The following is a 15,606-nucleotide window of genomic DNA, read 5'->3' on the forward strand; positions in this document are numbered from 1 at the left end:
CTGTAAAGATTCAATGATGGATTAATAGAGTAACATTTGCAGAATCAAACTAGAACCCGCTACACAGAACCAGGCAATTAAGCCCACCAATAATGGGGTTGCTCCAGCTGAACGAAATTGTTTCCAAGAAACTTTGCTACCAATACCAACCAAGGCCATAGCCATAAAGAGTTGTGAAATTTCCTTTAGATAAGGAATAACGACTTTTGGAACTACCCCAATTGAAGAAAGAATTGAAGCAACAATAAACCAAACGATGAACCAAGGTACGATTTTTTTCAACATCCCTTTTTGGATTCCTTGTTGTTTTGTGCGATACAATTTCAAACCGATTAATCCAAGACATACCGGTACGATCATGAGAGCTCTTGATAATTTTACAATTGTTGCCATTTCACCAGCAGCTTTGCTGTATGAAAAACCTGCAGCCACAACAGATGACGTATCGTTAATGGCTGTTCCTGACCAGAGGCCAAATTGGAAATTAGACATATGCCATAAATGCCCTAATACTGGAAAGATAAAGACAGCTAAAATGTTGAAGAAGAAGATAGTTGACATAGATAGGGCAATTTCTTCTTCATCAGCTTCAATGATCGGCGCTGCTGCTGCAATGGCTGATCCACCACAAATGGCCGTACCAAACCCAATTAAGGTCCGTAGATGAGATTTCAGATGAAAGACTTTCCCAAAAATAATAGCTGCAAGAAAGGCAACGGTTATCGTTGGCAGACTAATCTTTAAAGATGAAAGACCAGTAGAGGCTACTGTTGCAATGGGCAAGCTAAATCCCATAAAGATAATCGAATACTGCAACAATTTCTTACCGGACCAGTTCAAGCCTGGTCGTGAATTCTCTGGTAAATCCAAAAATTCATTAAGGGCAATTCCTAAAATTAAGGCAAAAACACTTGATCCAATGATGGGAAACATGTTCCCTAAAAACATAGCGCAAAGAGCAAATCCTGCAGCTATAGCAACTCCTAAACTTTTTGTTTTCATTTTTCTGTATTCCTCTCAAATAAGAGCCGGGCTTGATCCACTAGTTGCCCCCTCAGAGTTGTCTGAAGAGGCAAGACTTGTTTTAGCCCATCTAAAATCTGTTTTCCATATCGTTTGGTCACCACTCGATTATCTAATAACAGCACCAAAGATTCTTGATCTTGAGTACGACTGGTTCTTCCAATCGCTTGTTTCAATCTCAAAATAGCAACTGGCAAACTGTAGTCATAAAATGGATTCTTTCCTTGCTCTCTTAAATGATTATTCAGTTTTTGAACCATATAATCTTTTGGATTGTCAAAAGGAAGGCGCGTGATGATTTGAATCACTTCTTTTTGTTGGGAAAAATCGACTCCCTCCCAGAAGCTTCCCGTTCCTAATAAAATAGAGCTTTCACCTCGGTCAAATCGGCGCTTAATATTAGCTGCATCACCGTTTCGATACTGAGCCAAATGAGGAACCTTCAATGCATTAGATGTCTGCAGTAACAATTCTTTTGAAGTAAACAAAAGAAAAATGGGCTTTCTTAGAGGAAGGAGTTTTTCAACAAGCTGACAAATCTCGTCTGCATAGGCTGCTGGAGATAAAGAAACCACATCTGGAAAATCAGTCGGCACCAGCAATTCCTGGTGCTGTTTGACTTGTGTAGGCACTTGATAAAGTTGTTGTTCCTCATATCCTAACAAAGAAGGCAGGTTCACTTTGCGACTAATCGCAATTGTAGCTGATACAAAGAGCGCCGGCACTTCTTCAGGTACAAACTCCTTAAAGGATAGTAAATCCTCGACTCCTCCATGGAGACGAAGATTCTGGTGGCTTTCAACCACTTCTTTGTCTAACCAAAAAATTTGGTAACGTTCATCAAACAATTCCTTTAGATTCTCTAAAGATTTGTTTTTTAACTCCGATACATCCTGTCGTATTTTTGCTACCGTTGAATCTGATAAAACAGCTGTTTTCCCTTGTTGAACTTCTTTGGAGCAGGCATTTAACTCAAATTGAATACTCTCTAGCAATCGTCGCTGCAGAAGATCTTTTTCCTCTTCGATGGCGTGTTGCAAGCTTAAAAGAAGAGATTGCAAGGTTTCTTCTCTCTGTGAAAACTGCTCTAAAGCAAAGAAGAGTTTCTGCGCTTCATCCACTACCAGAACAGATTCTTGAAGTAAACTCTTATCATCTTCCAGACGGGTTAAGAGATAGGCATGATTGGTCAGAATCACCCGGCTAGTTTTCACTTTTTCTTGACCGAGACGCCAGAAATCTTCCTGATAAAATAGTGAACGTTTCGACAATTGACCATCGTGGCAAATATCAGCTACAAAATGGAGATGACGGTAGAGCTGACCGATTTCACTCAACTCTCCAGTCTCTGTCATCGTCAGCCAAACTAACAATTGCATTTTAAAACGTCGGATCATCCCATTATCTGACTCACTCTGTAAGGTCTCATAAAATTTATCAAGTTGGATGTAATCTTTGGGACTTTTCAGGCTATGAAAGGGAATTTGGAAAAGATCTTGGATGGTCTTTCCTTCCTTCTTCATAATTTGATCCTGAAGAATTTTAGTTGGAACACTCACAAGAATGCGCTTAGAAGTTTTGGCCAAAAGCGTTAACAGATAGGCATAGGTCTTCCCAATTCCCGTTGGCGCCTCGATAAAACTTGGGAGGGAGTGCTGCAAACTTTTTTCCACATAGGAGGCAAACTGTTGTTGCTCCAGATAAGCTTCCATTCCTAATAACTGCATATTGAAATCAAATTGCTCTGATAACTGGTGACTTTTTAGGAACTGCTGTGGCTTTCGCAAATAGAGTCCATGAACTTCTTTCAAATGGGAGGGTAAAAAGAGAGTACTGTCTTCAAGCGCATCTTCGATTAAGAGTCGCGATTCATAAATCAAACAATCTGCCATCGATAAGAGATTTTCAACAAAACCTCTCGGAAATGCGACAATTCTTTCTCTCAATTTCAAAAGTAATTGGGCCGTAGCCATGGCATCTGCCAAGGCGGAGTGAGCATGGTGCAAGTCAATACCGAGCTCAGATGCTAACGCCCCCAAATTATAGCGTTCTAGAGTTGGGTAAAAGACTTGAGACAATTCAACCGTATCAATCCGAGGGGTCGTTAACTCAAATCCCTCCCAAAAGAGGGCTTCTGCCAATAAATTCGCATCAAATTTGACATTATGGGCCACAAAGACGGCATCTTCTATTAATTCAAAAATTTCCTTTGCCACTTGTGCAAACTCTGGTGCTTTGCGTAAGCGAGCATCTGTTAGTCCGGTCAATTGTTTGATGTGCTCATCCAATCGTTCATGGGGATTTACATCTGTTTCATAGGATTGGGTAATTAGGCCATCCTCGATAATAACGATCCCAACCTGAATGATCTTAGCATTGCTCCCAGCACTGGTTGCCTCCAGATCCACAATGGCGTATTTCCGTTTCTGTCTTGTCATAGCACTTAAAATTATATCACGTTTGAGCCAGCTATGCAGATTTTTTTCTCCTTTATCGATGACTTCAATCCTGTTATTTTCCTGACAATTTGATACACTATTCTAGAAAGGAGTCCTTATGAAAATCTATCGTACTGTAAATCCTGTAGCTTATGAAAATACCTACTACCTTGAAAATGAACACTCCCTTATTCTTGTCGATCCAGGTAGCGACTGGGCGACCATTCAAAAACAAATAGATCGCATTGGAAAACCAATTGTAGCCATTCTTTTAACCCATACCCACTACGATCACATTATGAGTCTTGAAAAGGCCCGTCAGAAGTATCATTTCCCACCAGTCTATGTCCATTCGGCAGAAGCCGGTTGGTTGTCTTCTCCTCTCGATAATTTATCTGGTTTGGATCGTCATGCGGATTTAGAAGATGTAGTCTGTCAGGAGGCCGACTTCCTTTATGAAATTCGCTCCGATTACCAAATAGCTGATTTCCACTTTTATGTTCTGGAGACACCAGGCCACTCTGCAGGAGGAGTCTCTATCGTCTTTCCCGAGGATCACCTGGTTCTATCCGGTGATGCCCTTTTTCGCGAAACCATTGGACGGACCGATCTTCCAACAGGGAACGCGGCACAGTTGCTTAGCAGTATCAGAGAAGAGCTCTTTACCCTTCCATCTTCCTACACTGTCTATCCCGGGCATGGCCCTGAAACTTCTATTGGTCACGAGAAGATGTTCAATCCCTTCTTTAGACAATCCTAAAGAGTCTTTATCATCCTTCCTGTCCTCATCAAAGTAGACAAAAAAAGCAAGTGCGAACTTGCTTTTTTATTATATCTTAAGAAAACGTCTCATGGAGATTGAAGAACCAATCGCCCCAATCAAAATTCCTAATCCAAAGAGGCCACCGACCATGATCGGTACCAAGAGATGAGGACTATAGAGATACAAGTTTTGATCTGCCAAGTTATTGTTCATAGATGTATAGACAACATTATACACATAGAAGACCAAAGCTGAAGGAACCAAGGCTCCCAAGAGACCGATCCAAGCACCTTCTAAAAGGAATGGTGCACGAATATAGCCATTTTTTGCTCCTACCAGTCGCATAATCTTAATCTCACGACTACGTGAAATGATGGTAATCCGAATGGTATTTGAAATCAAGAAGACTGCGATAAAGATCAATAAAGCTACACCAATCAAGCCCCAGTTTCGGATGAAGGTTCCAAGAGCAAATAAGCGTTGGGTATCGACCCCACCATCTTTAACCTCAGAAACTCCTTCAATTTTTTTAGCATCTGCTGAGACTTGCTTCACATATTTAGGAGCTGTTGTCTCTACATAATAAGCATCATAGAGAGGATTGGCATCTCCATCAAAAATCTTCCAGTTGTTCCCAGCCGTTTTGATCAGTTTATCATACTGTTCTTCCTTGCTAGAAAAATCAACCTTATCGACATGCTTCATGGCTGTCAGAGCATCATAGACCTTATGGTAGTTTTCATTGGTCACGGTTTGACCGTCTTTTTCAATCTGCTCGCTCTGATCTTGAATATCCTTGCGCATGTATACTACAACCCGCACACTATTTTGAATATCATCTGAAAGCTTAATGGTATTGGCAATCACAGAGGCGAAAATAGCAACCAAGCTAAGGGTAATCATAACCGAGCTGACCGCTGCCATCGTCATCCAACCATTTCGTTTCAAGCTTTTAAGCGATTCGATTAAGTGTCGGAAAAATCTTCTAATCATCGTATCCGTACTCTCCTTCCGCTTCATCACGCACTACACGACCATTTTCAATCGCGATGACACGGTGACGTAAAGTATTTACAATCTGGCTATTGTGAGTCGCCATCAATACTGTGGTCCCTTGCAGATTAATCCGCTCCAAAAGATTCATGATTTCCCATGAATTATCTGGGTCCAAGTTCCCCGTTGGCTCATCCGCAATCAAGACTTTCGGATTGTTGACGATCGCACGAGCAATCGCAATCCGTTGTTGCTCCCCACCGGACAATTCATTCGGGAATGAGCGGACCTTGTGTTTCAATCCGACAAGATCCAAAACTTCCATCACACGCTTTTTAATATTGCGACGGCGCTCACCGATAACTTGCATTGCGTAAGCAATATTTTCATAAACGGTTTTCTTTGGAAGCAATTTATAATCTTGGAAGACCACTCCCACATTGCGTCGCAACATAGGAATATCGCGTTTTTTGATTTTATCCAAATCAAAATTAGCCACTTTCAAGCTTCCTTTATCGTGTTTGACTTCACGATATAAGAGTCGAATAAAGGTCGACTTCCCTGCACCAGAAGGTCCTACAATGTAGGCAAATTCTCCTGGTTCAATTGAGACCGTTACCCCGCGAAGGGCTGTTGTCCCGTTGTCATACTTTTTGACAACATCTTTCATTTCAATCATTGACATGTAATGAAATTCCTTTCATTCTTTTCTGGGTGATTCTCTCAAGCTTATTGGAGACGACATTTGAGATAGGCATCAATAAAGCCATCAATATCTCCATCCATTACCTTGTCCACCTGTGCTACTTCGTAGTTGGTCCGGTGGTCCTTAACCATGGTATAAGGGGTAAAGACATAGGAGCGAATTTGACTTCCCCAGGTGATTTCTTTTTTATCCCCTTTAAGAGAGTCTACTTCTGCAGCCTTTTTCTCTTGCTCCAATTGGTAGAGTTTAGCTTGCAACATCTTCATTGCTCGATCACGGTTTCCGTATTGGGTCCGGTCCACAGTAGATGCGACAACAATTCCTGTCGGGATGTGGGTCAAGCGTACCCCTGTAGAGACCTTATTGACGTTTTGTCCACCAGCTCCACCAGAGCGGAAGGTGTCCATCTTGATATCATCATCCCGAACTTCGACTTCGATGGTATCATCTAATTCAGGCATGACTTCAACAGAAGTAAAGGAGGTGTGACGTCGTTTAGCAGAATCAAATGGAGAGATTCGAACCAAACGGTGTACCCCCATTTCAGATTTCAGAAGACCGTATGCATGTGGCCCTTCAAAGGATAAAGTCACAGACTTGATTCCGGCCTCATCTCCAGCCTGATAGTCCAAGACTTCAACTTTAAAGCCGTGGGCATTTCCAAAACGAGTATACATCCGAAGAAGCATGTCGCCCCAGTCCTGAGCTTCTGTCCCTCCTGAACCTGGGTGGATTTCTAAGATGGCATTATTATTGTCATAAGGTTCAGACAATAGCAAGGTCATCTCATAGCTGGTCATACGTTTATCCAGCTCCTCCAACTTCTCAATCAATTCTTCTTTGACCGAATCATCTTCGGTCAAAAAGTCTAACAGGATTTCTGACTCATCAAAGAGATCCACCATTTGATGGAAATTTTCATAGGTCTGCTTGAGTTCATTTAATTCTTGGGATGTCTTTTGCGCAGCAATGTTATCATCCCAAAAATCAGGTTCTGTCATTTTATTTTCTAAAATGGCAATTTCTTCTTCCAATGCCTCTAAGTCAAAGAGACCCCCTGAAAGAAGCTAATTTTTCACGATTTGCGTCAATTTTTTGACGAATTTCTGAAATGTCCATAAGTACCTCTTTCTATGTATCTAGTCTATTATATCATAACCTTCACTATTTGCCCACCTTTCAATATTGGAACTGCTAGTTGACCATTGCGAATCCAGCTGATTTTCAGCGTTTTTCTATTTATTTGTAACCTAATTGTTAGAAAAAAAGAGCCAGATATGCTAGACTTGTTAGCATGACAAGAGTAGCTTTTATGTCCGATTTACATATTGATTCAAACCTCTTTGGCCAAGAAGAAATAGAGACCCTCATCACCCTTTTCAAGCAAGAAGAGATTCAACACCTCCATATCGCAGGAGATATTGCCAATGGCTTTGAAAAGATCTCACAAGATTTTATAGCCCAACTTCAACACCAAGTCCCCGTAACCTTCAGTCTGGGGAACCATGATATGCTTGGGCTATCAGAAAACGCCATAAGTCCTTTTGAATTTCAAAAGATTCCTTTTTCAAAGCATACACTCCTTGCCTTTTCCGGCTGGTATGACTACAGCTTTGTTCCTACTCTCTCTCCCCAAAAACATCTCCAAACCAAGAATCTGTTTTGGTTTGATAGACGCCTCCAACGAATGGGATCTGATCCAGCCATTACCCAACGTCTGTTGCGAGAGCTCGAAACAGAACTCATGCAAGTGGATCAACCCTTGATCATCGCTATGCACTTTGTGCCTCATAGTCAGTTTCTCCTGCGCCACCCTTATTTTGAACGCTTTAATGCTTTTCTAGGGAGCCAAGCCTTTCATGAACTCTTTAGACAATATCCTGTCAGAGAGGCGATTTTTGGTCATAGCCACCACCGAATGCCAGCAACAACGATTGACACGATCACCTATCATGCCAGACCTTTAGGCTATGTCCGAGAATGGGATCTTTGCAAACAATTTTTCGAAGCTTTTCCTGAATATGATTTTCCAAAACGATACGATCCCTACAAACGCTATCGCAGAATCAAAGACCTTCCTGAATTTAAAGCATACAAGAAAAAACAACTGGCTCATGAATTTTCTCAAGCCATGACCATCCTTGAACTATAATAAAAAATTGGCCCCTCTGGGACCAATTTTTTACTCTTCTGTATCTAAGAGATTTTTTGCAACGATTGCTGCGAGAATTCCTCCCACAATTGGAGCCAAGATAAAGATCCAAATTTGTTGAAGTGCTGCACCACCAACAAAGAGGGCAGGTGCCAAGCTACGAGCTGGGTTAACAGAAAGACCTGTAATGTTCAAACCAACAAGAATGATCAAGGTCAAGCTCAAACCGATCACAAGACCAGCGATTTTCCCGTTTCCTTTAGAAGCTGATGTCACTGTCATGATGACCAAGATAAAGATAAAGGAAGCAATCACTTCAAACAAGAAACCGCCAAATGGAGTCACTCCTTTAGCCAAGGCATTTTCACCAAGACTAGCTGTTGACATACCTGAATTGGACAAAAGGAAGAAGACAGAAGCAGTCGCAATGAAAGCTCCCACTACTTGCGCTACAATGTAGTTGACCAAGTCTTTTGAAGACAAGCGTTTGTTTACAAACATAGCAATGGAAACAGCTGGGTTCAAGTGAGCACCAGAAACAGTCCCAATGGAGTATGCAGCTGCAACAATTGACAAACCGAATGCCAAGGCAATTCCTAAATGCCCAAGTCCTTCTGTCCCATTCCCAAAAACAACTGCTCCAGTCCCGATAAAGACGAGCATAAATGTGCCGATGACTTCAGCAATAAACTTTTTCATAATCAAGTTTCCTTTCTTAAAACTGTTGTCTAGTTTATCAAAAATCGACTCTTGCCTCAAGAAATATGCCTAGTCATTTTCTGTCAGATAAAAAAGCCATCCGAAGATGACTTTTTATGCTTAAATCGCGTTTTTATCTTTACCAAGAGATCGTTGAACAGCTTTGACAATCTCAACAAGGAACACGATCATAATTGCACCTACAGCAACCACCAACCATTGCGTCAAACTCAAGTTTGAAACGTGGAAGAGTTTATTGAATCCAGGTACCATAATCGTCGCCATTAAGAGAATAAAGGCTACTGGAATAGACCAGTTAAAGGTCTTGTTCTTGAAGAGTCCCACTTTAAAGATCGATTGGTAAACGGACTTGACGTTAAAGGCATGGAGCAATTGGATCAAACCGAGAGTCGCAAAGGCCATAGTAAGGGCATCTGCATGCATCTCTGCATGACCTTGGTGCTCTGGGAAGAGAATGGCCCAACCGTAAACACCAAGTACCAAGATAGTTTGGAAGATCCCTTGATAGAGGATAGCTCCGAAGACTCCGCCATCAAAGAAGTTAGATTTACGTCCACGAGGTTTGTGGGTCATGACACCTGGTTCAGCTGGTTCCACCCCAAGAGCGATAGCTGGTAGGGTATCTGTTACCAAGTTAATCCAGAGAAGGTGTACTGGTTGCAACACATCCCAACCAAAGAGGGTTGCAAAGAAGATGGTGAATACTTCAGCCATATTGGCAGACAAGAGGTATTGGATAGATTTTTGGATATTTGAGAAGACCTTACGTCCTTCTTCTACCGCTACGATAATGGTTGCAAAGTTATCATCTGCAAGGACCATGTCTGAAGCTCCCTTAGAAACTTCTGTACCAGTGATCCCCATACCGATACCGATATCAGCTGTCTTAAGTGATGGCGCATCGTTGACTCCGTCACCTGTCATGGCAACAACTTTACCTTCTTTTTGCCATGCTTTTACGATCCGAACCTTGTGTTCAGGTGATACACGAGCATAAACAGAGTATTGTTTGAAGACCTTTTGGAATTCTTCATCAGAGAGTTCATTCAACTCAGCTCCTGTAAAGACGTGATCTTCTGTGTCATTTGGATCGATGATACCGAGACGTTTGGCAATGGCCTCAGCTGTATCTTGGTGGTCACCCGTGATCATGATCGGACGGATACCTGCTTCCTTAGCGACACGAACAGCTTCTGCTGCTTCTGGACGCTCAGGGTCAATCATGCCGACCAAACCAGAGAAGATGAGGTCAGACTCAACAATTTCAGATTCCAAGGTTGGGATTTCCTTGCTTGTCTTATAAGCCATCATCAAGACACGAAGGGCTTGTTTAGCCAAGTCTTTGTTGGTAGCAAGAATAGCTTTCTTGTCTTCTTCTGTGATAGGGCGAACTTCCCCATTGACTTCAATACGTGTCACACGTTTGAGCAATTGGTCAGGGGCACCTTTAACAGCGATAAAGTAAGAACCGTCTGCTTCCTTATGGATAGTAGACATGAGCTTACGGTCTGAGTCAAATGGCAATTCAGCCACACGTGGCTCATCCTTCAAGACGTCACGGACATCAAAATTGTGGTCCAAACCAAACTGTACAAGGGCTGTCTCAGTTGGGTCCCCAATCAATTTGCCAGATGGGTCTACCTTGGTATCATTGGCAAAGTTCATGATGCGAAGGGTATTGTTGCTAGCAGCAATCTCAGCTGCCGAGCTTTGCAATTGACCGTTGGTATAAACCTTTTCAACCGTCATTTGGTTCATGGTCAAGGTACCTGTTTTATCAGATGCGATGATTTCTGTTGAACCAAGTGTTTCAACGGCTGGCAATTTACGAACGATTGAATTGCGTTTAGCAAGGGTTGTCGTTCCCAAAGATAGAACGATGGTTACAATGGCAGGAAGACCTTCTGGAATCGCCGCAACCGCAAGGGCTACCGCAACCATCAAGCCTTCCAACGGATGTTCACCACGAACGAAGACACCAACCAAGAAAGTGATAACAGCAATCACAACGATTAAGTAAGTCAAGGCTTTAGATAATTGTTCCAAGCTTTGCTTCAATGGTGTTTCTGTCTCATCGGCATTAGCCAACATATCCGCAATCTTACCAACTTCTGTATACATACCAGTGTTAGTCACGACACCAATACCACGACCGTAAGTTACGTTTGAGTTTTGGTAACCCATATTAACGCGGTCCCCAATACCAGCATCTGCTTCAACAAGTCCTGTCACATCTTTTTCAACTGGGACAGATTCCCCTGTAAGAGCTGCTTCTTCGATTTTAAGGGAAGCTGCTTCAAACAAGCGCATATCAGCAGGCACGACATCCCCTGCTTCTAGCAAGACGATGTCCCCAGGCACCAATTCTTTTGAGTCAATCTCAATGACATGACCGTCACGACGAACACGGGCCATCGGGCTAGACATATTTTTCAGCGCTTCAATGGCTGCTTCAGCTTGCCCTTCTTGGTAAACACCAAAGGCAGCATTCAAGACAACAACGGCCAAGATGATAATGGCATCCGTTAGACCGTCCATTCCTTCTGTAATCACAGAAAGTGCCGCTGCCGCAAGCAAGATGATAATCATCAAATCCTTAAATTGATCAAGGAATTTAGCTAGTAGGCTACGTTTTTCGCCCTCTTCCAACTCATTACGACCATAAGTCGCTAAGCGTTCTTGAGCCTGGGCGGTTGACAAACCTTCGACAGATGAGTCCAAGTTCTTTAGGACTTCCTCAGAAGATTGCGTGTAAAACAAATCTTTATTTTGTTCTTTTGACAAAACAGTCTCCTCCTTTTTGGCCTCTTTTTACAAAAAAAAGAGACCTGTTTTTTAAAAAAATAAGTCTCGCTGTTTAATATAGTGCCGGAAATAATTCGGAATGACGACACTATCGCGGGAAATCCGCCAGCTACTCCCTTGAGTGGTTTCATTATACCATTTTTATAGAATAAAGCAAGCGGGATCTCTAATAATTTAATGAGGTCTATTCTTCCCATTCCACCAGTAATTGATAATTAGCAAATTCCTGTTCTCCATCGAGAGTTAACAAGCGATAAGAGACTTGCAAATGACCTGCTTCTAATTGAAAGAGGTCTGTTGTAATCAAAAACTGCTGAATGCCCATCGGAGTTGGGATGATTGCCCCACCATCTTCTTTTTTGTAGAAACGCATGATGGATTTAGGACTTGAGAATCGTGTCATGACCAATTCATCGTTGGAAAATTTCAAAGCAACCTTTTCATCTTCTTCATTGGTATATAAGAGATATTGAAAACCTGCTTTTTCCTTCCATTCACCTTGATAGTACTGATCAACGATTTCCATTTCTTCTCCAAATCGAATGGTATTTTGAATGCGAATCTGCATCTTTGTCTCCTTCTCTTCTTTTCTTGCCTTACTATTCTATCAAATTTTACGCATTTTGACTGCCCCTATTAGCCTCTAGATCGCAAAATAGGCTTTTTTTTGCTATAATAGACCCATGAATGAAAAAGTCTTTCGCGATCCCGTGCATGATTACGTTCATGTGGATCATCCCATCATTTATCAATTAATTAATAGTAAAGAATTTCAACGACTACGCCGCATCAAACAACTGGGGACATCTGGTTTTACCTTCCACGGTGGGGAGCATAGTCGTTTTTCTCACTGTCTTGGTGCCTATGAAATTTCAAGACGGATTCTGTCTATTTTTGAGGAAAAGTATGCAGAGCAATGGAATTCTGATGAAAACTTACTGACCATGACAGCCGCCCTTCTTCATGACATTGGACATGGTGCCTATTCCCATACCTTCGAAGGACTCTTTGGGACCGATCATGAAAAAATGACCCAGCTGATCATCACCAGCCCAGAGACGGAGGTCAATCAAATCCTCTTACAGGTAGCACCTGATTTCCCAAATCGTGTAGCCAGCGTCATTGATCATACCTATCCCAATAAACAAGTGGTGCAATTGATTTCTAGTCAAATTGATGTGGACCGGATGGATTATTTACTGCGGGATGCCTACTTTACGGGTGCTTCCTATGGAAAATTTGACTTGACCCGTATTTTGCGCGTCATTCGACCGATTGAAAATGGCATTGTCTTCCAACAAAATGGCATGCACGCTGTCGAGGATTACGTGGTCAGCCGTTACCAAATGTATATGCAGGTCTACTTCCACCCGGCTACTCGTGCCATGGAAGTCCTCCTTCAAAATCTACTCAAACGAGCTAGAACCATTTATCCAGATCAGAAAGAGTATTTTCAACTGACTTCACCTCGCTTGATTCCATTTTTTGAAGAAGAGGTCACCATTCAAGACTACCTAAATCTAGATGACGGTGTGATGAATACCTATTTCCAAGTCTGGATGGATAGTCCGGATACCATCTTGTCTGATCTTGCTCAGCGCTATATTAATCGGAAAGTCTTTAAATCGATTCTATTTACAGAAGATAAGCGAAAAGACTTAGCAATCCTTGAAAATTTGATTAAAGAGGTTGGGTTTAATCCAACCTACTACACCGCTATTCATCAAAATTTCGACCTTCCCTACGATATTTATCGACCAGAGCTTGAAAAACCGCGGACCCAGATCGAGATGATTCGAAAAGATGGGAGTCTCGCAGAATTGTCTCAATTGTCACCACTCGTCGCTGCTCTTGCAGGAACACGCTATGGGGACAACCGCTTCTATTTCCCCAAAGAAATGCTGGAGGTTAATGGACTTTTCAGTAAGCAGGTAGAGGAATTCACTTCCTATATTACCAATGATTATTTTACAGGAGAGACGGATGTCCATTAAATTAGTTGCGATCGATATCGACGGTACACTTCTCAATTCAAAAAAAGAGATCACACCTTCTGTATTTGAAGCCATTCAAGATGCTAAAGCCGCAGGCGTTAAAATCGTTATCACAACCGGTCGCCCTATCGCAGGGGTCTCAAAACTTTTAAAAGAACTCCATTTGATGGATCCTGGAGACTATGTCATTACCTTTAATGGTGGTCTGGTTCAAGAAACCGCTACTGGAAAAGAACTCATCAAGGACCTTTTACATTATGAGGACTATCTCGATATCGAGTCTCTTGCTAACAAACTCAAAATCCACTCTCATGCTATTACTAAAGACGGCATCTATACCAGCAATCGAGATATCGGACGCTACACCATTCATGAATCTCAACTGGTCAACATGCCCCTTTATTACCGGACGCCTGAAGAAGTTCGTGAGAAAGAATTTGTCAAGGCCATGTATATCGATGAACCAGATATTCTAGATGCTGCGATTGCAAAAATCCCTAAAGAATTCAAGGACCGCTTCACCATGGTCAAATCAGCCCCTTTTTATTTAGAAATTCTAGGGAAAACAACTAATAAGGGATCAGCTGTTCTTCATCTAGCTGAACGACTTGGAATCCAGCAAGAAGAAACCATGGCTATCGGAGATGAAGAAAATGACCGTTCCATGCTAGAAGTCGTGGAACATGCTGTCGTTATGGAAAATGGCAATCCAGCTCTTAAAAAAATTGCTACAACTATTACCAAATCAAATGATGAATCTGGCGTTGCATACGCCATTAGAAAGTGGGTATTATAAGAAATGTACCATTACCAGCTAGGAATTTCTGCTAGTGAGCATGATGACTTTGTTATTCAGAGTGACCAAACCAATCTCTTACAAAGCAGTTCATGGGCAAAAATTAAAGATAATTGGGGAAATGAACGTGTTGGTTTTTATCAAGAAGATCAATTAGTCGCTGTTGCAAGCATCTTGATTCAACCCCTGCCACTTGGCTTTTCCATGCTCTACATTCCTCGAGGCCCTATTATGGATTACCAAAACAAGGAGCTGGTTTCATATGTGATCCAATCCCTTAAAAAGATAGCCAAACAACACAAGGCCTTGTTTGTTAAATTTGATCCAAGTCTTTTCTTGAGCAAACACTTGATTGGACAAGAAAATACGGAAACCACTGATGTACAAGCGGTGATCGATACCTTAACTAAAGAAGGGGTTGAATGGACTGGCCGAACAAGTGATCTGGCAGAAAATATCCAACCACGCTTTCAAGCGAATATCCACAAAGAGTTTTTCACCGAACAAGACCTTTCAAAATCTACTCGACAAGCCATCCGAACTGCTCGAAACAAAGGGATCCAAGTCCAATTTGGCGGGACTGAATTGTTAAAGGACTTTGCTTCTCTCATGAAAAAGACAGAAGCACGTAAAAGCATTCATTTACGTGGAAAAGATTACTACGAAAAACTGCTCACGACCTACCAAGGACAATCCTACATTACTTTGTCTACTCTTGATCTCACAGAACGGAAAGCCTCCCTTACAAAAGATCTTGAAAAAAACAAGGCCGAGGCTGAAAAATTCACCGAAAAAACAAAGCCTGGCAAAGTTGAGAACAATCAAAAAGAAAAAGAGCGTATAGAGGAAGAACTGCAATTTCTTGAGCACCATCTCCAGGCAGGTAAAAAGGTCGTTCCTTTATCTGGTACCTTAAGCCTTGAATTCGGTGGGACATCTGAAAATGTTTATGCAGGGATGGATGAAGAATTCCGCCGTTACCAACCCGCCATCCTCACCTGGTATGAAACTGCCCAACACGCTTTCGACCGTGGTGCTTCTTGGCAAAATATGGGAGGCATTGAAAATTCACTAGATGGTGGACTCTATCATTTTAAATCTAAATTTAATCCTATTATTGAAGAATTTGTTGGGGAATTCAACCTTCCAACAAGTCCACTCTATCCACTTGTTAACACAGCTTACAAGATCCGGAAAAAATTAAGGAGTAAATAAG

General features: G+C 41.8%; 13 protein-coding genes. 5 read left to right on the plus strand and 8 right to left on the minus strand.

What is annotated here, in order from left to right; translation table 11 throughout:
* Positions 1–21: 21 nt before the first annotated feature.
* Together I2F76_RS08505 and I2F76_RS08510 are read right to left on the minus strand one after the other, a co-directional pair.
* Positions 22–1,002: a YeiH family protein gene (locus tag I2F76_RS08505; protein WP_195487659.1), complete on the minus strand. Its 981-nt coding sequence runs from the start codon at positions 1,000–1,002 to the stop codon at positions 22–24.
* Positions 999–3,461: a bifunctional DnaQ family exonuclease/ATP-dependent helicase gene (locus tag I2F76_RS08510; RefSeq protein WP_195487660.1), complete on the minus strand. Its 2,463-nt coding sequence runs from the start codon at positions 3,459–3,461 to the stop codon at positions 999–1,001. The genes I2F76_RS08505 and I2F76_RS08510 overlap by 4 nt, the downstream gene beginning before the upstream one ends.
* Before the next feature lie 118 nt (positions 3,462–3,579).
* On the opposite strand from I2F76_RS08510, the gene I2F76_RS08515 reads away from it, so the two are divergent.
* Positions 3,580–4,221 (plus strand): MBL fold metallo-hydrolase, encoded by a 642-nt coding sequence (locus I2F76_RS08515; protein ID WP_195487661.1) that lies wholly within the window; start codon positions 3,580–3,582, stop codon positions 4,219–4,221.
* A gap of 69 nt (positions 4,222–4,290) precedes the next feature.
* Here I2F76_RS08515 and ftsX read toward each other — a convergent pair whose 3' ends face one another.
* The 3 genes from ftsX to prfB form a co-directional block, all read right to left on the minus strand.
* Positions 4,291–5,217 (minus strand): permease-like cell division protein FtsX, encoded by a 927-nt coding sequence (gene ftsX, locus I2F76_RS08520; RefSeq protein WP_070588819.1) that lies wholly within the window; start codon positions 5,215–5,217, stop codon positions 4,291–4,293.
* The gene (gene ftsE / locus I2F76_RS08525; protein WP_195487662.1) at positions 5,210–5,902 is read right to left on the minus strand and encodes a cell division ATP-binding protein FtsE; all 693 of its coding nucleotides are present in this window, start codon (positions 5,900–5,902) and stop codon (positions 5,210–5,212) included. The genes ftsX and ftsE overlap by 8 nt, the downstream gene beginning before the upstream one ends.
* A 44-nt stretch (positions 5,903–5,946) precedes the next feature.
* A protein-coding gene (prfB, locus tag I2F76_RS08530; RefSeq protein ID WP_195487663.1) for a peptide chain release factor 2 occupies positions 5,947–7,042 on the minus strand; the annotation gives its coding sequence in 2 pieces (ribosomal slippage) (positions 5,947–6,969 and positions 6,971–7,042; 1,095 coding nt in all).
* 175 nt (positions 7,043–7,217) lie between these two features.
* Here prfB and I2F76_RS08535 point away from each other — a divergent pair.
* On the plus strand, positions 7,218–8,075 hold the full coding sequence (locus I2F76_RS08535) for a metallophosphoesterase (protein WP_195487664.1): 858 nt from the start codon (positions 7,218–7,220) through the stop codon (positions 8,073–8,075).
* A gap of 30 nt (positions 8,076–8,105) precedes the next feature.
* Here the strand turns inward: I2F76_RS08535 and I2F76_RS08540 are convergent, their stop codons facing one another.
* The 3 genes from I2F76_RS08540 to I2F76_RS08550 form a co-directional block, all read right to left on the minus strand.
* Complete coding sequence (locus I2F76_RS08540) at positions 8,106–8,774, minus strand: MIP/aquaporin family protein (RefSeq protein WP_195487665.1); 669 nt, start codon at positions 8,772–8,774, stop codon at positions 8,106–8,108.
* 120 nt (positions 8,775–8,894) lie between these two features.
* Entirely contained in the window at positions 8,895–11,579 is a 2,685-nt protein-coding gene (locus I2F76_RS08545) for a cation-translocating P-type ATPase (protein WP_195487666.1), read from the minus strand.
* 205 nt (positions 11,580–11,784) lie between these two features.
* Entirely contained in the window at positions 11,785–12,168 is a 384-nt protein-coding gene (locus I2F76_RS08550) for a DUF1934 domain-containing protein (protein ID WP_155169457.1), read from the minus strand.
* Between the two features lie 115 nt (positions 12,169–12,283).
* Here I2F76_RS08550 and I2F76_RS08555 point away from each other — a divergent pair, with 115 nt between their 5' ends.
* The 3 genes from I2F76_RS08555 to I2F76_RS08565 are packed head-to-tail and all read left to right on the plus strand — an operon-like array spanning position 12,284 to position 15,605.
* A complete protein-coding gene (locus I2F76_RS08555; RefSeq protein WP_195487667.1) occupies positions 12,284–13,594 on the plus strand; it encodes an HD domain-containing protein in 1,311 nt (436 codons plus the stop codon).
* Positions 13,584–14,390: a sugar-phosphatase gene (gene yidA, locus I2F76_RS08560; protein WP_195487668.1), complete on the plus strand. Its 807-nt coding sequence runs from the start codon at positions 13,584–13,586 to the stop codon at positions 14,388–14,390. Before I2F76_RS08555 ends, yidA begins: the two co-directional genes overlap by 11 nt.
* Positions 14,391–14,393: 3 nt before the next feature.
* Positions 14,394–15,605 (plus strand): aminoacyltransferase, encoded by a 1,212-nt coding sequence (locus I2F76_RS08565; protein WP_195487669.1) that lies wholly within the window; start codon positions 14,394–14,396, stop codon positions 15,603–15,605.
* Position 15,606: the final 1 nt, after the last annotated feature.

Source organism: Streptococcus parasanguinis (assembly GCF_015557775.1).
Classification (GTDB): domain Bacteria; phylum Bacillota; class Bacilli; order Lactobacillales; family Streptococcaceae; genus Streptococcus; species Streptococcus parasanguinis_AA.

What these genes read in the sequence shown, in the direction of transcription:
- I2F76_RS08505 (WP_195487659.1), bottom strand. Translation starts at nt 1,002, where the DNA reads ATGAAAACAAAAAGTTTAGGAGTTGCTATAGCTGCAGGATTTGCTCTT.
- I2F76_RS08510 (WP_195487660.1), bottom strand. Translation starts at nt 3,461, where the DNA reads ATGACAAGACAGAAACGGAAATACGCCATTGTGGATCTGGAGGCAACC.
- I2F76_RS08515 (WP_195487661.1), top strand. Translation starts at nt 3,580, where the DNA reads ATGAAAATCTATCGTACTGTAAATCCTGTAGCTTATGAAAATACCTAC.
- ftsX (WP_070588819.1), bottom strand. Translation starts at nt 5,217, where the DNA reads ATGATTAGAAGATTTTTCCGACACTTAATCGAATCGCTTAAAAGCTTG.
- ftsE (WP_195487662.1), bottom strand. Translation starts at nt 5,902, where the DNA reads ATGTCAATGATTGAAATGAAAGATGTTGTCAAAAAGTATGACAACGGG.
- I2F76_RS08535 (WP_195487664.1), top strand. Translation starts at nt 7,218, where the DNA reads ATGACAAGAGTAGCTTTTATGTCCGATTTACATATTGATTCAAACCTC.
- I2F76_RS08540 (WP_195487665.1), bottom strand. Translation starts at nt 8,774, where the DNA reads ATGAAAAAGTTTATTGCTGAAGTCATCGGCACATTTATGCTCGTCTTT.
- I2F76_RS08550 (WP_155169457.1), bottom strand. Translation starts at nt 12,168, where the DNA reads ATGCAGATTCGCATTCAAAATACCATTCGATTTGGAGAAGAAATGGAA.
- I2F76_RS08555 (WP_195487667.1), top strand. Translation starts at nt 12,284, where the DNA reads ATGAATGAAAAAGTCTTTCGCGATCCCGTGCATGATTACGTTCATGTG.
- yidA (WP_195487668.1), top strand. Translation starts at nt 13,584, where the DNA reads ATGTCCATTAAATTAGTTGCGATCGATATCGACGGTACACTTCTCAAT.
- I2F76_RS08565 (WP_195487669.1), top strand. Translation starts at nt 14,394, where the DNA reads ATGTACCATTACCAGCTAGGAATTTCTGCTAGTGAGCATGATGACTTT.